Here is an 18,425-nt window from a genome sequence, read left to right on the forward strand (position 1 = left end):
GATCTACGGTAGCGGTCGGCACCGACGGCCGGGCCTCTCCACCACAGGGAGGGCGGAGACTGCAGACTGGCCAAGATGGATGACGCCTGGTCGAGTTGGACCCCGCTGGCGCCCGCACGGAGGGTTGGCATCATGCCGGGATGGCCCACGACATCGTGTTCTTCCTCGCCTCCGACGAGGAGACTGCCGCCGCAACGTACCTGGGAGCACCCGGCCGGGCCTTTGAGTCGGTGACCTGTCACTTCATCGAGCCGGACAGCGTCATTGTCGAGTGGGACATGTACTCTGCGGCGCCCTCGGCCGAGATCCCGCCACCGGACCAGCTCAACCGGTGGCCGTGGCCGAACGAGGTCATCGAGCCCGAGAACGATGGCGTCGAGATATTCGCTCTGCCGCCACGGTTGGCCCGGGCGTTGGCCAGGGCCAGCTCCGCCGAACTGGCGGAGCTGGCAGACCGCTGGACCACGAGGCTCAGGACCGCCGACGGCGACAACATGACCGACGATGGCCTCCTGGCGGTCCTGCAGGAAGTCGCCCGGCTCGCGGCATCCGTGCTGAGTACGGGTGGTGGCCTCTACAGCTGGAGCTTTTGACAGCCCCGCGGTGCCCGCCTCTACGCGTCGGCTCCTGGCGCAGATCGACGAAGAAGCACAGCCGGACGCCGGGCTCCCCGAATCGCGAGTCGTTCGATCCGCACGCTGTAGCGCCGCGATGGCAACTCCTGCCGCCGGAGCTGGGGTTCGGCTCGGGACAGACCTGCTGGCGACGGCTGGATCGTTGGCAGCAGGCCGGAGTCTTCGACCAGCTGCACCGCATCCTGCTCGCCGAGCTGAACGCGCCCGTCAGCTGAGGTCATGCCCCGATCGCTGGTGTCCACGTCTCTTGGTGTCAGCTGCTGATGTCGGGAACCGGGGCGCCCGACGAGCTCGGGTTACTCGTACGCCGGATCATCTCCACCACTTGCGTCGCCTGCTCCACGCGGGCCCAGAGCCGTACGGGCCCCGCAGACGATTCACACTCGATCACCAGTGCCCTGGGCGGAAGCCACAAGCCTTCGCCGAAGGTAGCCTCGCGTGCGCGGATGTAGCTCAGATCTGCAGGAAGTTCACGCAGCCGCGTCCATGACCGGCGCGGCTGCCACCGGAAATCGCCTCCGGCCTGCACCCGGCCAAGGCTGTATTGGCGGCGTCCCCCGGCCTGCAGGTTCGCACCGACCTGAAAGAAGAGTGCTTCCCCCGCTGCGGCCCGCGCGGCTGTTCGCCGCGCCCGCCGTGCCGCGAGAAGCAGGCCAATCACCATGCCGACGGAGGTGCAGAGCCCCGTAATCATGCGCGTATTGAAACAGGCGGTCGACTCGTCACCAAGATCTTGTAACACGATCTTGTCGAGCGTGTCCTGATCTGCCGTCGCGAACGTGGAGTTGTGCTCGGCGGCGGACCGTGGGCAGCCGGCTGTGATCGTGGATCAGTGCCCACAGATCGTCATCCGCGATCCACGGCAGGCTCCCCGGCGAGGGTTCGTCTCATGGTGGCGGGCCCTCTCAGCTGAGTCCGTTGGCGGCGGTCTTGTACGCGGCGGCCTGTTGCGGGGTGAGGTAGTGCGAGACGCGGACCAGTACGGTGCCGTCGACGTAGTCGTACTCGGAGAGCGCGGGCATGCTCTTCGTGACGGTCTGGATGTACTTGGCGCGGGTCTGTGCGTCCTCGGAGTTCCCGAACACCTCGACGGAGCCGCCGCGGTCGACGTCGCCCTTCGCCGTGCCAGCCACGTCGGACGCCTTGATCCGGGAGTCCGTGAAGTCGACCTTCGACGTGTACTGGTTCGGCCGACCGAGGAGGTGGTTACCGTCGTTGGCGGCGGTGACAACGTCGGCAAGTTTTGCCGTGGTGACCTTTGCGGCGATCCGGGTGAAGGAGGTGCTCGCGGTGACCGGCGTGCTAGCCGCTGCGGGCTTGGCCGTGTTGTCCGCAGGTGCGGAGGTCTTGCTGTTGCTGCATGCGGTGAGTCCGGTGAGGAGCAGGACGGCAGCGGCCGTGATGAGGGTTTTGTGCATGCGGGTGATCTTCGACGCCCGGCAGACAGTGTGGGGCGGATGTGGCCGTGTTGTGACGAAGCGTTCGATACGAGGGAATGACGGAGTCGCCCCTCAGGCAGCTTGGCGATGCTCATGCGGCTCGCCCCCACACCGCGGTCGGACCCGCTAGGCAGTCTCGTTTGGATCACCGGGCGGACCAGAGGAAGAGCGCGGACGCCGTCCGCATGCCCGGCGAGGTCTCCACTTCCCACCAGCTGGCGTCGGCCGGTTCTGAAAATGCTAATTATATTTACTGCTGTAAGGCATCGCTACTTACGACCCTCTAGGTGGCGACTTGCAGGATGCGGCCGAAGGTAGTCAAAGCCACGACCGGGCGAGGAAATAACTGATCATTCAACAAATAAAGGTGTGACGCTCGAAGTCAAAAATGCGCACGGGTGATTTGCGGCGTAACTTGGAAAGAAGCAGCGGCACGGGCCGTCTGGGTTTCAGGCTCGCGCACTCATCTTGATGGAGGGAAACCTCATGAAGGTAAAAGGTGTACGCCAGGGCTCCTATCGCTCCATGCTTTGGCGGGTACTCGTTATTCCCGCCGCAGCAGCCATCGCGGTCCCCGCTCTGGCGACGAATGCCCAGGCCGCACAGCGGACGGTGACCGGAAGCGTCAGCATGCGGATCATGGATTATGAAGACTTTGGCCCGAACACAGTCTGCAACCGAAGCTTCTCGCTCATCCCACGCGTGATCACAAGCGGTACTTCCACTAAAATCCGAGCATGGTCCAAGTGCGGCGGAGAGGTAAGAGTCGAAGTTCACTACAAGCTCACGGTTGATCCGAATGGTGTCATCCGCGTGACTGAAGGCCTCGTCGAATTCTATGAGGGGACCAGTGAGGACACCGGCGACTTGGACGGTGCGTCAGCCTTCGCGAATATGATTCTCTTTCCAGGCGCAAGCGATTCCAGAAATATTCACGTGCAGAATTGGAGTGAGGGACAGCCCGACGACAAGGCCGACGTGACACTCACCCTGCGCAACTAACGGCCTGGCGCCCTCGTCCGCAGCGAGAGCGCTCCGCCTCTCGTAGAAGTGGCAGGGCAGGCAAACGACAACGCCCCGTCCCCCGCGACCAAGCACGCCGGCTCCTCGTCTCCGGCGTATGCGCCTGCGGCCACTGCCTGCCCGACAACGCCCTGGACATCCCCGACTTACCCGCCGGCCCGGCCCACCCGACCACGATGCACCGACCGGCAACCCCGCACCTCCTGGCCCAGTCCGTGTTCGCGGTGATCCACCACCACCGCCCGGACCCGGAACAGGACACCCCGATGACCAGCACTCCCCCGCCGCGACCTTGCAGAGAGGCCGCACCTTCGGGCTTTTAGGCGCACCTGGCCGTCGTCGGTGACGCAAACTTCGCCTCTCCGCACCGCGCGGGGTTGCGGGGACACCGGCGTCACGGAACCGTCCTCTTCATCTATGACCAAGGTCTGCCCCTGGCTTCCGCACGAGCGCAGAGGCACAGGGGCGCAGTCCCCTACGTCATTTCGGCGGGGGAGGCAGCGGATAGGGCGGAGACGGTGGAGGCGAAGCCGGGCGTTTCCCCCGGCCGCGAGCCATAGGGGAACACGAAGCCCACGACTGCTCCTGCAACACCCCCGACCAGCATGACCAGAACAGCGTCCCAGCCGATACCAGAATCCAGCAGTTTTATCGGGCCTGCCACGACACACCCGAACAGGGCGGTAAAGAGCGCACCACGCCAGCGCTGCCGCATCGTGGGCCACTTGCCTCTCACAAGACAGTCCTTTCATCAGAGCGGGCCTGCGAGGTGGTGCGCCCCCGCAAGCCCTCGTCCCGCATGTTCTGCTACCGCATGTTCTGCTACCGCATCACACCTGCGAACCGATTTCCGGCCGGAGTTGCTCCGAGCGCTCCCCACAACAGGACGCCGGCGGCCCCCTCGGCATAGCTGCCGGATAAGCCGTCTCCGGCAGGCTCGCAGACACTCACGGCATCGACGGCGCACTCCTGGTCGCTCTCATCGTCGCAGCGGGAGCACTGGCGCCGCATTCCCGGCGCACCTGCTCGGTCGGCTTCGAGCCGCCTTCGCGTTCCCAGGCGAGGACTTGGGCTTCGATGTCCTGGGCCGCCGAGTCGGGTATGCGGGCCTCGGGCAGTGTGGCAGTGGTGTCACCGCCCATCTCCGGCTGTGCGGCGACCGTGGTGTCGTCCGGTTCCTCGACCCGAGTGTGGAGGAGCGCCTCGAAGCGGTGGGTGACCGGGAGGGCGGCGTGCTCGCGGATGAGGGTCGTCGCCTCGGCGGGCAGGGGCGGCGGGGCGCACCGTTCAGCTTTCGGTCCGAGGGATGCCCCCGCCGGGCCGGCCCCGAGGGCCGCGGCGACCTCGGCGGGGGTCGGCCGCCGGGCCGGATCGGTCTGGAGGCACGACCGCACCACCTCCTCCAGTTCGGCCGGCAGACCCGCCAGGTCGGGCGTGCCGCCGCAGATGTTACTCATCACGGCGAGGACCTTCCTTCCCCAGGGAAGGCGCCCCAGGGCGAGCCGGGCGAGGAGCGTGCCGAGGGAGAACACGTCGCTGGCCGGGGTGAACTGCTCGTGCTCCAAGATCTGTTCAGGCGAGGCGTAGGCGTAGGTACCGGCAAACCCACTCCGGGGCCCGGTCAGCCGCTCGATCTGCGCGATACCGAAGTCGATGACGCGGGGGCCGTCCTCGGTCAGCAGCACGTTCGCGGGCTTGAGGTCGAGATGCACGATGCCCTCGGCGTGGATGGCGCTGAGCGCGGAGGCTATGCCGGCACCGATGCCGCGGACGGTGGCGGGATCCGTGCACGACCGGACCCCTCCCCGCGACGTGCGCAGAGGGAGCTCGCTCGTCCATTCCTCGGTCGCGCCGTCGTCGCTCGCCAGCTCCCCGCACGAGACAGGCTGCTCAGCCTTGCGGCTCCTGCGGCTTGACGTCGAACTCGCGCAGACTTTGGTCCCTGAGCTCGGTGCGAGCCTCCGTTCGGTGACCACGGGCGATGTAGTCCCGTAACAACCCTGGTCGACGCCTTCAGTCGGACACGGCGACCACGTGCTTGCCCAGGGCGCCGCCCCGCTCGAACGCCCCATGGGCGAAGGCGATGTCGGCCAGGGGGTGGACGCCGGCGACGACAGCGCGCAGCGCGCCGCAGGCGACGTGTCCGGCCACGTCGTTCAGCAGGGCGGCGTCGGGATTGGCGCTGAACGTGCGGATACGGCGGCCGCCGTGCACGCTGGACGCCGCGATCGCGGTGAGCGCCGCACCCGACAGGCTGACCGTGACCATCCGGCCGCCGGCCGCCAGTCGGCGGCGGTAGCGGCCCAGGTCGGTGCCGACGGTGTCGACGATGACGTCGAAGGGGCCGGTCTCCTCCGGGGCGGTGTCCGCGTAGTCGAGGACCTGGTCGGCGCCCAGCTCTCCGAGAGCCGGGGCGTGCCGGTCGCGGGCCAGCGCGGTGACGTGGCCGCCCATCGCGTGCGCCAGTTGCACGGCGGCCGTGCCGACCCCGCCGGCCGCGCCCCGCACCAGAACACGTTCACCTCCCGCCAGCCGCACGGAGTCGCGCAGCGCCGTCAGCGCCGTCGCTCCCCCGACGACCAGGGAGGCCGCGTCCACCGGGGAGACGCCCTGCGGGGCGGGGGCGATGCGGGCGGCGGGGACCACGACGTACTCGGCCGCGCCCGCCGTCGTATGGCGTTGCCGGGGATGCACCATGCCCCACACCCGGTCCCCGGCCCGGTGACCTCGGACGTCGGGCGCTGCTTCCACGACGACGCCCGCGAAGTCGAGACCCGCGGCGATGGGGAAGCGCCGTCCCGACACCAGGCGCACCCGGCCGGAACGGACCAGCACGTCATGCCCGTTGACGCTGGACGCCTCGACGCGCACCAGGACCTCGCCCGGGCCGGGGGCCGGCCGCTCGATGTCGTTGACCTGCAGGACGTCGGGGGCGCCGAAGCGCATGATCTGAGCGGATCTCATGGAGGCGTTCCTCAGGGGGTTCGGATGCCGGCAGATGCGGCAGGCCGGCTCGGGCTGTCGTGGAACCGAGCCTGGACCCTGCGCCCGGCGTCTCCGTCGTCCGGCCTTTCCTGGGATCGGCAGACCCACCCTCGCGGACCGCGCCGCGGGCATACTGACCCGGTGACCGACCAACCCCGCCGCGCACTGGCCGACTTCCTCCGCACCCGCCGCACCCGGCTGCGCCCCGAGGACGTCGGGCTGGAACCGGGCCCGCGCCGGCGCGTCTCCGGACTCCGCCGCGAGGAACTGGCGTTGCTGGCCGGGGTGAGCGCGGACTACTACCAGCGCATGGAGCAGGGACGTGACGTCCGGCCCTCCGAACAGGTCCTCGACGCCCTCGCCCGCGCCCTGAACTTCTCCGCGGAGGAGTCCCGGCACCTGCACGCCCTCGCCGCCGCCGCGCGCTCTCCCGCCCGGCCCGCACGGCCCTGCGAACCGGAGGAAGTCCCGCCCACCACCGTGCGGTTGCTGCGCACCACCGCGGCGCCCGCGATGGTCGTCGGCCGCTTCCTCGACATTCTGGCCTGGAACCCGCAGGCCGGGGCCGTCCTGGGGACCTTCACCCAACTGCCGGACAGCGAACGGAACCTGCTGTCGCTGCTGCTGCATCCCGAGGCCGATCACGCCTGCCCGGAACGGGCGGCCACCGTCGCCGAGCTGACCGGGATGCTGCGGATCCAGGTCGCCGCCGATCCGGGACACCCGCGCGGCACGGAACTCGTCGGCGAACTCGCGGTCCGGAGCGATGAGTTCGCGGCCCTCTGGGCCCGCCATGACGTCGAGGAGACGACTCGCGGCCGTATGCGCGTCAACCATCCGCTGGTCGGTGAACTGAACCTCGACTGGGACGCCTACCCGATACCCGGCGCCCCCGGCCCGGTCCTCATCGTGCTGACCGCCGAGGAGGGCGGCCCTGACGCCGAACGGCTCCAGCTGCTGACGAGCCTGATCGACACGGCGACCGTCCGGTAGACGGGCCGCCAGGAGGTGACCGTCCGCTGAACCGGACGTCAGCGGCGCGCAGTTCGCCTCGTACACGGTCCGGCGTCCCCGCGACACACGGCCCCGGGGCGTCAGCGGGCGAGGGAGACGGCGAAGGCGGCCTCCGCCAGGTCCGGCCTACGTGTTTTCCCTGATGCCCCCGTCTCGGGGAGGCCGTAAGGTCGTCGGGTGCCGGGCCGGGACGGACGGGGCCGCAGCGAGAACCAGCCGGACACACCGGCTCCGCACCCGACGGAGTGAGCATGAGGGCGAAGCGATCGGGCCTGCTGTACGGACTCCGCGCGAAGGACGGGCTGGAGCTGATCGCGGCGGCCGCCTCAGCGGTGGGGTGCGTGGCGCTTCTGGTGGCGGGCGCCTTCGGTGACGTCTCCCCGTGGTGGTGCCTGGTGGCCGTGCCCGTGGGAGTGTTCAACGCGGTGGAGGTCATCGGATACGTCCTGGTGCGGCAGCAGGAAGGCGCGGACGATGGGCCGTGACGTACTCGGCACGGCCCGCAGACGACGGAGGATGCACCTGTGACCCAGCGACGAACCGACGAAGCGCCGCCGGCCGGCCCGGCCGACAGCTACCTGGAGTCGCTCCGTGAGCGACTCGCGGCCGACGGATGCCTGGTGACCGCGGGCACCTGGAACGACTGCCGGGTGGTGATCGGCAGCCGATCGGACCGCAGGGCGCGGTGGTTCGGCACCAAGGTGGAGCTGTTCGTGCTCGCCGCCGCCGTACCCGCGGTGGACGAGGTCACGCTGGCGGCGTTCACCGCGTGGGCCATGAACTACGCCAAGAGCATCCGCAGCGGCGTGTCCGGCGCCCGTAACGCGGCGATGGTCCTGCCGGCCCTGATCAGCACCGACGTCCGGCCCTCCGCGAGGACATGGGCCGCCAAGGACGCCCGGCTTCTGGGGGTGACCGTGATCGGCCGGCCCATCACGGTCGAGACGTCCGCCTCCAAGGTCACCCGGGTCACCATGTACCAGGGCAAGCCGCTGTACGGCGGGCTGTTCACGCGTCACGTGCTCGACAAGGCGTCCCTGTACTTCCGTTGAGCCCAAGGAGAGGCCGTCCGCAGCGGGTTCAGGACAACCCGGGCGCATGGCCGTACCACCGCTTCCGAGCAAGGGGCGGGCGTCCGACCCTCCCCGCTGCGGGAGTCGGGTCCGAGCTCCGTGTCACGACCGGTGTCGGCCATGTCCGCCCTGTCGGCCGATGCCGGACCCCGCGACAGGCTGGAGCCGAATCGCCGACTACCCGGCTCCAGCTTGCCGTCCTCCGACCGGTTCGAGCCCGGAGTGACTCCCGCGCGCTCAAGTGGGCCGAGAGGACGGCTGGTGTGCGGGCGGCGTCAGAGGTGAGCAGCGCCGCCCTTGCCCGGACGGCTGCCGCCGCAGGCCCGCGGCAGCCGTTCCTCTCCGCCCGACCGCGTCGTTCGCGGCGGGGTGGTGTCAGTGCCGAGTGTCCTCCCGCCAGTTCACCGGGGGACGCGTCAGGGCAGTGATCGGTACAAACGGCCACCGGGTTTCGGGCCCGGGCGATGCCAGACACCGCGCATGGTGCCGCGCCGCAGCACCGTGATGCCACGCGAGGAACAGCCCACGGGCCGGCGGACGACCGCGGGGGCACGGAGCCCGACGGTCGGCGGCGCCCTCCGCGCGGGCACGGGGCCCGCACCCGGGACGACGACGCGACCTGCGCACGGCCGGTCCCGCCGCAGGGCGGCGAGGCGCCCGCCGTGCGCAGGTCGGTCACGGGCGCACCAGCGTGTCAGAGCTGCTCGGCCGCGGGTCGCGGCAGCGTCGCGGGGGTCCGGCGCGCGGCCGGGACCAGTGCGGCCGACATCAGCAGGGTGAGCACACCGAGGAGTCCGACAGCCGAGGCAAGCGTGCCCAGGGCGCCCTTGCCGGCCAGCAGGACCAGGGGGCAGGCGAACTCGCCGAGGAAGAACGCCGCGGTCCACAGACCGGTTCCGCGTCCCCGGTCGGCGAAGTCGAGGCGGGACAGCGCCAGCGTCAGCAGCGAGGGCAACAGCAGCCCCGTACCGACGCAGTTGACGACGGCGCCGACGACCAGCAGGGCCAGGTGGTCTGTCGCGCTCATCAGCAGGAACCCCGCGCCGCACAGCAGGAACGGGGCTGGCAGGAAGCGGCGCGGGGTGCCTGCGAGCCGGGTGAAGAGGACCGACCCCAGCATGGTGGCCGCGCTGGCCCCGGCGGTGACGGCGCCGACCACGCCGGTGGACTTCTCGCCGAGGTCGTCCATGAGGTACGCCATCTCCACGGGCACGGTGTAGAAGACCAGCGCGCCGAAGACGGTCAGCAGACAGATGCCCAGCATGCGCCGCACCGGGAAGGGCCGTACGTCGGTGTCCGCGGGGGCCGTCGCCGCGCCGGCGGCCGTCGGCGAGGCCGGGGTGGGAAGGGCGCGGGCCATGGCGGGCGCGAGCAGCAGGCCGACCGCGTACAGCCAGAACGGCGCGCGCCAGCCGACCGATCCCAGGGCGCCGCCGACGACGAAGAAGACCGTGGCGGACGCCGACGCGCACATGGTCTGGAGGGCGAGATAGCGGTCGCGGACCCGGCCGGAATAGTAGTCGCCGATCAGCGTGGTGCAGCAGGTCATGATCGCCGCCTCGGCCGCGCCCACCAGCACGCGGCTGAACACGATGCCGTAGAGCGACGACAGCCACAGCGGGGCGGTGCCGAACAGGGCGTACAGGACCGTGGCGGCGACCAGGAGGCGTTTGCGGCCCAGGCGGTCGACGAGGACACCGGCGAACGGCGCGAGCACGGCCAGGGACAGGGCGGGGACGGCGAGGACGAGCGGGACGAGGGCCGCGCTGCCGCTCACGCCGGCGAAGTGGTCCTGCATGCGGGGCAGGACGGGGGCGATCAGGACGGCGCCGAGGATCGGCAGGCAGCTGCCGGCCATCAGCAGGACGGCGGGGAGCCTGCCTGCGACGGCCGGGGCGTCCTGGTGGCCGCGGGCGGGCAGGGCAGCGGAAGCGGGCATGGCAGCACTCCAGGACACGGGGCGGGGAGAGGGGCGCCGGTGGCCGACGGACGGGACGACGGCCGCCTGTCGGGGTCGGCGTGCGGAACGGCCGCCTGCCGGGGTCGGCGTGAGGACGCCGACGCACCGGGCGCGGTGATGTGCCACGACTATGCGGGGTACGTACCGGCCTGCCCAGCCCCCGCGCGATCCACGTTTCGGATGCCGTCGATCCAGCGGGTGAATGGTGCCGCCGGCTCGGCGGACCTCGCCGCACGGCCAGCCCGGTGACGCTCCCGCGGTGGTCTCAGTCGCGGGGCTCCCGGGGCAGCCGGGCTCCCACGCGGGCGGCCGTCTCCCGCAGCCAGATGTGGGCCGCGTCGTGCGTGTGCACGGGATGCCACCACATCGCCTCCCGCAGCGGCACCGCCTCGTAGGGCGGCTCCACCGTGCGAACGGCGGCGATCGGCGCGAGCAGCCGGGCCAGCCGGGCCTGCACGAGGGCGATCCGCCGGGTGCCGGCGACCAGCAGGGGCAGCACCTGGAAGCTGTCGGCGGAGACCTCGACGCGAGGTTCGATGCCGAGCATGCCGAGCTGGCGTACGGCGGGCGCGTCGTAGGTGCGCTGGTAGGTGACCCAGGGCAGGCGGGCCAGGTCCTGGCGGGTGAGCCGGTCGTCGACGCTCGGGTGGTCGTCGGCGACGAGGAAGACCCAGCGGTCGTCGTAGAGGTCGGTGGCGGGGAAGTCGCTGACGACTCCGTGCGGCATGAACAGGCCGTCGGTGGCGCTGAGCAGCGTGGCGGTGTCGTCGGTGACGCTCGGCGGGGTCTGGGTGAAGCGCAGCCGGATGCCGGGTGCCTCCTCGTGGATGACGCGGGCGAGTTCGGCGCCGAAGACCGCCACGGCGTAGTCGGACGCCACCAGCCTGAACTCGCGGCTCTCGCGGGCCGGGTCGAAGTCGGCCTGGCTGGCGAAGAGGCGTTCCAGCACGTCGTACGCCGTGGAGGTGCGGTCCAGGAGGACCTGCCCGAGGGCGGTCAGTTCGTAGTGGCCGCCGACCCGGGCGAGGAGGTCGTCGTCGAAGTGGCGGCGCAGGCGGGCGAGCGCGGCGCTCATGGCGGGCTGGCTGAGGCCGACGCGTTGGCCGGCGCGGGTGACGTTGCGCTCTTCCAGGAGGGCGCGCAGGGCGACGACGAGGTTGAGGTCGAGGCGGGCCAGGTTCACGGCACTCTCCTTGCGGTACGGGCACCCGGCCGACCGGGATAGACGCGGTGGATGCCGATCATCCACAGAATCGATTTCCCTGATCACGGGTGCGAGGTCCAGATTAGTCACACCGCAATCAGGAGGACATGTCCGTGAAACCTGACCCCGCGTCCGTGCTCTTCGCCGGACCCTTCGCCCTCGGTACCGTCTCGGCCCCGGACGGGCCCGCCTACCCCGCCCTGGTCACTCCGGACGGCCTGGCGCTCGATCTGCGCGCCGCGTTCGGCGAGGAGCGGCTCACCGTCCGCGGACTGCTGGAGGAGTGGGCGTCGGCCCTGCCGCGACTGCGCACCCTGGCCTCCAGCGCGGGCAGGGGCCGCCGGCCGCTCGCGGAACTGCGGGTGCACGCGCCCGTCGAGCCGCGTCAGGTGTTCCAGTCGGGCGCCAACTACCGCCGGCACGTGATCGATCTGCATGTGGCCCACCGCGCGCCGGGCGACGACCGCCCGGACGAGGAGCGCCGTGCCGAGGCCGCCGAGCTCATGGACCGGCGTGCCGCGCGGGACCTGCCGTACGTGTTCCTCGGGCTGCCGAGCGCCGTCACCGGCCCCTACGACGACGTCGTCCTGCCGCACTGGGCGCAACAGCCGGACTGGGAGCTGGAGTTGACTGCCGTCATCGGCCGGCCGGCGCACCGGGTGTCCGTGACGCAGGCGCTGGAGCACGTCGCCGGGTACACGATCGCCAACGATCTCACCGACCGCGCCACCGTCTTCCGCCGGGACATGCCGCAGATCGGCACCGACTGGCTGCGCAGCAAGAACGCCCCGGGGTTCACCCCGCTGGGCCCGTGGATCGTGCCCGCCGAGTCGATCGCGGACCCCGGCGACCTGCGCCTCACCCTGAAGCTCAACGGCGAGACCATGCAGGACGAGTCCACCAAGGACATGATCTTCTCCGTCGCCCGGATGGTGTCGTACGCCTCGCAGAGCGCCCGACTCCTGCCCGGTGACCTGGTGTTGACGGGAAGCCCCGCGGGCAACGGCATGCACTGGGGCCGACTGCTGCGCGACGGCGACGTCATGGAGGGCTCCGTCTCCGGACTCGGCGCCCAGCGCACCCGATGTGTGGCGGAGGCGTCGTGACCGTCGACCGGCACGATCCCGAGGGCGCGATCGCCGAGGCCGCCAAGGCGTACTCCAACTGGGGCCGTTGGGGCGACGACGACGTCCTGGGCACGCTCAACTTCCTCGACGAGGCCACACGCCGCGAGGGCGCCGGGCTCGTCCGGCGCGGCGCGAGCTTCTCCCTCTCCCAGCGCTTCGACATGGACGGACCGCAGAAGGGCTGGCGGCGGCGCACCAACCCGGTGCACACCATGCTCGACACCGGGACCGACGCCGCGCTCGGCAACCAGGGCTTCCCGCACGGGATCGGCGGCGCCGACGACGTGATCGCCATGCCGCTGCAGTGCTCCACCCAGTGGGACGGGCTCGGGCACATCTTCGACCACGGCAAGGCGTGGAACGGCCGGGACGCCCAGCGGGTCGTGACGTCCGAGGGCGACCTGGTGACCGGGATCGAGCACATGGCGCCGCACGTCGCCGGACGCGGGGTACTGCTGGACGTGGGCCGGGTCGTCGGCGAGGACGGTGAACTGCCCGACGGGTTCGCCATCACCGAGGAACACCTGACCGCGACCGCCGAGGCCCACGGGGTGTCGGTGGGCCGGGGTGACCTCGTGGCCGTTCGGACCGGACAGCTCGCGCGGGTGCGCCGGGAGGGGTGGGGCGACTACGCCGGCGGGGCGGCGCCCGGGCTCTCCTTCACCACCGCCGGCTGGCTGCACCGCACGGAGATCGCCGCGATCGCCACCGACACCTGGGGCTTCGAGGTCCGCCCCAACGAGTTCGAGCACGCCTTCCAGCCACTGCACCAGGTGGCGATCCCCAACATGGGCCTGCTCATCGGCGAGATGTGGGACCTCGAAGCGCTCGGCGACGACTGCGCCCAGGACGGCACCTACGCCTTCTGGCTCACCGCCGCACCCCTGCCCATCACCGGCGCCGTCGGTTCACCCGTCAACCCGATCGCCGTCAAGTAACCAGCGGTACAAGGGAGTTCCCCATGAACAACACCCGCACGGTCCTGGTGATCGGCGGCGGTGCGGCCGGCAACGCCGTGACGATCCTGCTGCGCAGGGCCGGCCTGACGGTGGACCTCGTCGAGGCCAGGGACGACTGGAACGCCACGGCGGGCTCCGGCATCACCCTCCAGGGCAACGCCCTGCGCGTCCTGCGTGAACTCGGCGTCTGGGAACAGGTCCGCGCCTGCGGCTTCGGCTTCGGCTCGGTCGGCATCACCGCCCCCGACGGGACCGTCCTGCACGTCCAGCGCGACCTGCGCACCGGCGGCGACGACCTGCCCGCCACCGTCGGCATGCAGCGCCCGCGGCTCCAGCGGATCCTCATCGACGCCGTCCGCGGCAGCGGTGCCACCGTACGCCTGGGCACGCGGGCGGAGATCCTCGACCAGGACGGCGACGGTGTGCGCGTGCGCCTCGGCGACGGCACCGAGAGCCGCTACGACCTGGTCGTCGCCGCGGACGGCCTCGGTTCCGCCACCCGCGCGGCCATCGGCATCACCGACAAGCCCGAAGCCACCGGCATGGCCATCTGGCGCGTCGCCGCCCCGCGCCCGGCCGGCGTCACCCGCACCGACCTCGCCTACGGCGGCCCCGCCTACATCGCCGGCTACTGCCCCACCAGCGACACCACCCTGTACGCCTACGTCGTCGAGGCGGCCCGCGACCGCGCCTGCCTGCCCCCGGACTCCCACGCCGACGAGATGCGCGGCCTCGCCCGGCACTACGGCGGCTTCTGGCCGGAGATCACCGCGCACATCACCGACCCGGCGAAGGTCAACTACACCTGGTTCGACCGGATGCTGGTGGAGGGCTCCTGGCACCGCGGCCGGGTCGTGCTGGCCGGCGACGCCGCGCACTGCTGCCCGCCCACCCTCGCCCAGGGCGCCGCGATGTCCCTGGAGGACGCCTGGGTCCTCGCCCAGCTCCTGACCGCCTCCGACACCTGGGACGACGCGCTGTTCCGGACGTACCACGAACGACGGACACGGCGGGTGAGACCGGTGGTGGAAGCCTCCGTGCAGATCGGGCAGTGGCAGCTCGACGGTGTACGCGACGCCGACGTGCCCGGCCTGATGGGCCGCACGATGACGATGCTCCAGGAGCTGCCGTGACCTCCCCGACGGTGGACGTGCACGCCCACGTCCTGCTGCCCGAGGTCGACGCCCTGGTGGCCGGCGCGCCGGATCTCGCCCGGGCGCAGGCGCTGGAGGCCCGCCGCAACGGCTCCGCCGCCCTCGCCGTCAACGGCCCCATGGTCCGCGCCCGCGTCCCCCGGCTGACCGACGCCGCCGTACGCCTGGCCGCGATGGACGCCCAGGGCGTGGACGTCCAGCTGGTCAGCCCCTCCCCCTCGCACTACCACTACTGGGCCGGGGAGGAGACCGCCGAGAAGCTGTACCGGCTGGCCAACGAGGCCACGGCCGCCCACTGTTCGGCCGCCCCCGACCGGCTGCGCGGCCTCGGGCTCGGGCTCGCACCGATGCAGCACCCGCACCGCGCGGTGGCCGCCCTCGACCACGCCCTCGACCACGGCCTGCTCGGGGTGGAGATCTCCAGCCACGCCCCGGACCGGGAACTGTCCGACCCGGCGTACGAGCCGCTGTGGACCCGGGCGGAGGAGCGCGGCGCGATCGTGTTCCTGCACCCCTTCGGCTGCACGCTCGACGAGCGACTCGACCAGTGGTACCTGTCCAACACCGTCGGCCAGCCCACCGAGAACGCCGTCGCGCTCTCCCACCTGATCTTCTCCGGCGTCCTGGACCGGCACCCCCGGCTGAAGATCGTGGCCGCGCACGGCGGCGGCTACCTGCCCACCCACATCGGCCGCTCCGACCACGCCTGGTCGGCCCGCCCCGACGCGGGGGCCGGCTGCGCCCACCCGCCCAGCAGCTACCTACGGCGGATGTACTTCGACTCCCTCGTCCACGATCCGCAGACATTGCGGGAGTTGGTCCGTGTGGCCGGCGCCGACCGTGTCCTGCTCGGCTCCGACTTCCCCTTCGACATGGGCACCGAGGACCCCCTCGCCGCCCTGCGCGCCGCCCGTCTGTCCCCCGCCGACCTCGACGCCGTACGCGGCACGAACGCCGCCGCCCTGCTCGATCCCGCCCTCGCCCGAGGAGGCACCCCCTCATGAGCGCCCGCCTGCTCACCCACCTGCGGCACGTCGACCTCGCCGTGCCCGACCACGACACGCAACGCGACTTCTATGCCGGCGTCTGGGGCCTCACCGAGGTCGCCGCGGACTCCGGCATCTCCTTCCTCGCCGCCGAAGGCTCCCCCGAGCAGTACGTGGTGCGGCTGCGCAGGGCCGAGGAGAAACGCCTCGACCTCGTTTCCTACGGCGCCGCGACCGCCGCCGACGTCGACGCCCTCGCCGAGCAACTCCTGACCGACGGCGTCCAGTTGGTGTCACAGCCGGGGAAGGTCGACACCCCCGGCGGCGGATACGGCTTCCGCTTCTTCGACGTCGACGGACGCACCCTCGAGGTCCTGGCCGACGTCGAGGTGCGCCGGCACCGCAGGATCGAGGAGAAGGAGGCCATCCCGGTCAAGCTCTCCCACGTCGTCCTCAACTCCCCCGACCTGAACCGCACCCGCGCGTGGTACGAGCGCCACCTCGGCTTCGCGCTCTCCGACACGCTCAGCTCGCCCCACATGGGGGAGGTCATGCACTTCATGCGGATCAGCAACCAGCACCACTCCATGGCGATCGCCCAGGGCCCGCACACCGCCCTGCACCACGTCTCCTTCGAGATGCGCGGCCTCGACGAGTACATGCGCGGCTCGGGCCGGGTCATGCGGGCCGGCCACCGGAAGATCTGGGGACCGGGCCGGCACATGGCGGGCGACAACACCTTCACCTACTTCCTCGACCCGCACGGCAACACCGTCGAGTACACGACGGAGTTGGAGGCGCTGGACGAGGACACCTGGCACCCGCACGTCTACGACTTCTCCCAGCCCGAGGTCACCGACCAGTGGGGCACCGCCAACCCCATGAACGAGCTGATCGCCAAGGAGTCCTTCAACGACGTCGACCGTGGAGTCTTCGTCGCCCCGCCGGTCTGAACCCGGACCCCGACTCGCGCGGCGCGGCAGCCTTCCAGGTGGTCCCAACCGGCTGCCGCGCCCCCGCCCCGGTCCGCGAGGACCCCTCCCCCGCCCGCGTCCAGGAGCCGCCCCATGCGTTTCGCCGCCTACGAACACCGACAGCGCCACCAGGTGGCCGTCGTCGAGGAGGACGGCACCCTCCTCCCGCTGCCCGGCGTCACCTCGCTCACGGCCCTGCTCACGGAGACCGGCGGCCTGCCCGGGCTGCTCGAAGCCGGCGCGGCGGCCCTCGACGTGCCGCCCGGCCCCCACGTCAGCGACGTACGGCTGCTGCCTCCTCTGCGGCCGGCGTCCCTGCGGGACTTCGTCACCTTCGAGGAACACGTCGAGGGCGTGCGCCGCGCCGTGGACGGCGCCTTGGGCGTGCCCGAACAGTGGTACGCGGCCCCGACCTTCTACTTCACCAACCCGCACGCCGTCTACGGCCCCCACGACACCGTCCCCGTTCCACCCGGGTCGGCAGCGCTCGACTTCGAACTCGAAGTGGCCGCCGTCATCGGCCGCGAGGGCCGTGACCTGACCCCCGGGCAGGCCCGTGACCACATCGTCGGCTACACCGTCCTCAACGACTGGTCCGCACGCGACCTCCAGTCCGCGGAGATGAAGGTGGGCCTCGGCCCCTGCAAGGGCAAGGACACCGCCACCACGCTGGGCCCCTGGCTGGTCACCGCCGACGAACTGGAACCCCACCGCGACCCGGACGGCTTCCTGCGGCTGGCGCTGACCGCCCAGGTCAACGGCGAGGTGGTCGGCAAGGACCTGTTGTCCAACATGAGCTGGACGTTCGAGGAGATGACCGCCTACGCCTCCCGCGGCACCCGTGTCGTCCCCGGTGACGTGCTGGGGTCCGGCACCTGCGGCAACGGCGGCTGCCTGGCCGAACTGTGGGGCCGGCGCGGCGAGCGCACCCCGCCCCCGCTCACGCCCGGCGACACCGTCACGCTCACCGCGGAGGGCATCGGCACCCTCACCACCACCGTCACGGCAGGCGCCGAACCGGTGCCCCTGCCGGCCGGGCGGCGCCGCACCCGGGAGCGGCCATGACCCTCGCGCACGGCGGACGGCTCGCCGGCAAGGTCGTCGTGGTCACCGGCGCGGCCCGCGGCCAGGGCGCCGCCGAGGCGCAGGCACTCACCCGCGAGGGCGCCCTCGTCATCTCCACCGACGTCCGCCCCGACGGGGGCTGCCGGCGCCTCGACGTCACCAGTGACACGGACTGGGCCGCGCTCGCCGCCGGGTTGAAGGAGACGTACGGGCAGGTGCACGGTCTGGTCAACAACGCCGGGATCACCTGGCGCGCCCGCGTCGGCGACGTCCGCGCCGAGGACTTCGACCGGGTGCACTCGGTCAACGTCACCGGCCCCCTCCTCGGCATCCAGCACCTCACCCCGCTCATGCCGCCCGGCTCCTCGATCGTCAACGTCGGTTCGTCCGCGGCCCTCACCGCCCACTACCCCGTCGCCTACACCGCCAGCAAATGGGGCCTGCGCGGACTGTCCCGGACGGCCGCCCTCGAACTCGGTCCACGCGGCATCCGCGTCAACTGCGTCCACCCGGGCTACATCGACACCGAGATGACCCGCTCGGCCTCCCCCGCCTTCCGCGAGGCCACCCTCCGCGAGACCCCGCTCGGCCGCACCGGAAACGCGGCCGAGGTCGCCCCGCTCGTGGTGTTCCTGCTGTCGGACGAGGCGTCGTTCATCACCGGCGCCGACATCCCCGTCGACGGCGGCCTCACCGCGCACGGCGGCACCAAGTCGGTGTCCGACGCGCTGCGTTCCGCGGCACCGTGAAACGGCGTACGGGCGGGGCGGCCGGTGGCCCCTCCGGCGCCTCGCCGGCCGTCGGCGGCTTCGGCCTCGGCGGCGTGC

The 18,425-nt window shown here is 71.5% G+C and carries 18 protein-coding genes and 3 pseudogenes; 14 read left to right on the forward strand and 7 right to left on the reverse strand.

Annotation, left to right across the window (positions count from 1 at the left end):
• Positions 1–140: 140 nt before the first annotated feature.
• On the forward strand, positions 141–593 hold the full coding sequence (locus tag ABZT03_RS08305) for a hypothetical protein (protein WP_356035232.1): 453 nt from the start codon (positions 141–143) through the stop codon (positions 591–593).
• A gap of 119 nt (positions 594–712) precedes the next feature.
• A pseudogene (locus ABZT03_RS08310) lies at positions 713–832 on the forward strand (transposase); the annotation flags it as partial.
• A 56-nt stretch (positions 833–888) separates the two neighbouring features.
• On the opposite strand, the gene ABZT03_RS08315 reads toward ABZT03_RS08310, so the two are convergent.
• Together ABZT03_RS08315 and ABZT03_RS08320 are read right to left on the reverse strand one after the other, a co-directional pair.
• Positions 889–1,329, reverse strand: a complete 441-nt coding sequence (locus tag ABZT03_RS08315) for a hypothetical protein (RefSeq protein WP_356035234.1) — start codon at positions 1,327–1,329, stop codon at positions 889–891.
• A 211-nt stretch (positions 1,330–1,540) separates the two neighbouring features.
• On the reverse strand, positions 1,541–2,053 hold the full coding sequence (locus ABZT03_RS08320; protein WP_356035237.1) for a hypothetical protein: 513 nt from the start codon (positions 2,051–2,053) through the stop codon (positions 1,541–1,543).
• Between the two features lie 507 nt (positions 2,054–2,560).
• On the opposite strand from ABZT03_RS08320, the gene ABZT03_RS08325 reads away from it, so the two are divergent.
• Positions 2,561–3,076: a hypothetical protein gene (locus ABZT03_RS08325; RefSeq protein WP_356035239.1), complete on the forward strand. Its 516-nt coding sequence runs from the start codon at positions 2,561–2,563 to the stop codon at positions 3,074–3,076.
• 68 nt (positions 3,077–3,144) lie between these two features.
• Positions 3,145–3,420: pseudogene (locus tag ABZT03_RS08330) on the forward strand (hypothetical protein); the annotation flags it as partial.
• A 624-nt stretch (positions 3,421–4,044) separates the two neighbouring features.
• On the opposite strand, the gene ABZT03_RS08335 reads toward ABZT03_RS08330, so the two are convergent.
• The 3 genes and pseudogenes from ABZT03_RS08335 to ABZT03_RS08345 form a co-directional block, all read right to left on the reverse strand.
• Positions 4,045–4,965 carry a protein kinase gene (locus tag ABZT03_RS08335; protein WP_356035571.1) on the reverse strand — a complete coding sequence of 307 codons (921 nt, stop codon included), beginning with the start codon at positions 4,963–4,965 and terminating at the stop codon, positions 4,045–4,047.
• A 22-nt stretch (positions 4,966–4,987) separates the two neighbouring features.
• Positions 4,988–5,095, reverse strand: a pseudogene (locus tag ABZT03_RS08340) (DUF2191 domain-containing protein); the annotation flags it as partial.
• A 15-nt stretch (positions 5,096–5,110) separates the two neighbouring features.
• Positions 5,111–6,061: an NAD(P)-dependent alcohol dehydrogenase gene (locus tag ABZT03_RS08345; RefSeq protein WP_356035242.1), complete on the reverse strand. Its 951-nt coding sequence runs from the start codon at positions 6,059–6,061 to the stop codon at positions 5,111–5,113.
• 162 nt (positions 6,062–6,223) lie between these two features.
• Here ABZT03_RS08345 and ABZT03_RS08350 point away from each other — a divergent pair, with 162 nt between their 5' ends.
• The 3 genes from ABZT03_RS08350 to ABZT03_RS08360 all read left to right on the forward strand — a co-directional run bounded on the left by ABZT03_RS08350 (position 6,224) and on the right by ABZT03_RS08360 (position 8,148).
• A complete protein-coding gene (locus ABZT03_RS08350) occupies positions 6,224–7,075 on the forward strand; it encodes a helix-turn-helix transcriptional regulator (protein WP_356035245.1) in 852 nt (283 codons plus the stop codon).
• 272 nt (positions 7,076–7,347) lie between these two features.
• Complete coding sequence (locus tag ABZT03_RS08355) at positions 7,348–7,581, forward strand: hypothetical protein (RefSeq protein WP_356035247.1); 234 nt, start codon at positions 7,348–7,350, stop codon at positions 7,579–7,581.
• Between the two features lie 39 nt (positions 7,582–7,620).
• On the forward strand, positions 7,621–8,148 hold the full coding sequence (locus tag ABZT03_RS08360) for a hypothetical protein (protein ID WP_356035250.1): 528 nt from the start codon (positions 7,621–7,623) through the stop codon (positions 8,146–8,148).
• 715 nt (positions 8,149–8,863) lie between these two features.
• Here ABZT03_RS08360 and ABZT03_RS08365 read toward each other — a convergent pair.
• Together ABZT03_RS08365 and ABZT03_RS08370 are read right to left on the reverse strand one after the other, a co-directional pair.
• Complete coding sequence (locus tag ABZT03_RS08365; protein WP_356035574.1) at positions 8,864–10,027, reverse strand: MFS transporter; 1,164 nt, start codon at positions 10,025–10,027, stop codon at positions 8,864–8,866.
• Positions 10,028–10,394: 367 nt separating this feature from the next.
• On the reverse strand, positions 10,395–11,312 hold the full coding sequence (locus tag ABZT03_RS08370) for a LysR family transcriptional regulator (RefSeq protein WP_356035252.1): 918 nt from the start codon (positions 11,310–11,312) through the stop codon (positions 10,395–10,397).
• Positions 11,313–11,440: 128 nt separating this feature from the next.
• Between ABZT03_RS08370 and ABZT03_RS08375 the strand changes: the two genes are divergently transcribed.
• The 7 genes from ABZT03_RS08375 (at position 11,441) to ABZT03_RS08405 (ending at position 18,347) form a co-directional block, all read left to right on the forward strand.
• Positions 11,441–12,439, forward strand: coding sequence for a fumarylacetoacetate hydrolase family protein (locus tag ABZT03_RS08375; RefSeq protein WP_356035255.1), 999 nt, complete (start codon positions 11,441–11,443; stop codon positions 12,437–12,439).
• A complete protein-coding gene (locus ABZT03_RS08380; RefSeq protein WP_356035258.1) occupies positions 12,436–13,398 on the forward strand; it encodes a cyclase family protein in 963 nt (320 codons plus the stop codon). The genes ABZT03_RS08375 and ABZT03_RS08380 overlap by 4 nt, the downstream gene beginning before the upstream one ends.
• Before the next feature lie 23 nt (positions 13,399–13,421).
• Positions 13,422–14,552, forward strand: a complete 1,131-nt coding sequence (locus ABZT03_RS08385) for an FAD-dependent oxidoreductase (RefSeq protein WP_356035261.1) — start codon at positions 13,422–13,424, stop codon at positions 14,550–14,552.
• Positions 14,549–15,577: an amidohydrolase family protein gene (locus ABZT03_RS08390; protein ID WP_356035263.1), complete on the forward strand. Its 1,029-nt coding sequence runs from the start codon at positions 14,549–14,551 to the stop codon at positions 15,575–15,577. Before ABZT03_RS08385 ends, ABZT03_RS08390 begins: the two co-directional genes overlap by 4 nt.
• A complete protein-coding gene (locus ABZT03_RS08395; RefSeq protein WP_356035266.1) occupies positions 15,574–16,512 on the forward strand; it encodes a VOC family protein in 939 nt (312 codons plus the stop codon). The genes ABZT03_RS08390 and ABZT03_RS08395 overlap by 4 nt, the downstream gene beginning before the upstream one ends.
• 114 nt (positions 16,513–16,626) lie before the next feature.
• A complete protein-coding gene (locus tag ABZT03_RS08400) occupies positions 16,627–17,598 on the forward strand; it encodes a fumarylacetoacetate hydrolase family protein (protein ID WP_356035268.1) in 972 nt (323 codons plus the stop codon).
• Complete coding sequence (locus ABZT03_RS08405) at positions 17,595–18,347, forward strand: SDR family oxidoreductase (protein ID WP_356035271.1); 753 nt, start codon at positions 17,595–17,597, stop codon at positions 18,345–18,347. Before ABZT03_RS08400 ends, ABZT03_RS08405 begins: the two co-directional genes overlap by 4 nt.
• Positions 18,348–18,425: the final 78 nt, after the last annotated feature.

The sequence above is a fragment of the Streptomyces sp. NPDC005574 genome (genome assembly GCF_040605435.1).
GTDB lineage: Bacteria > Actinomycetota > Actinomycetes > Streptomycetales > Streptomycetaceae > Streptomyces.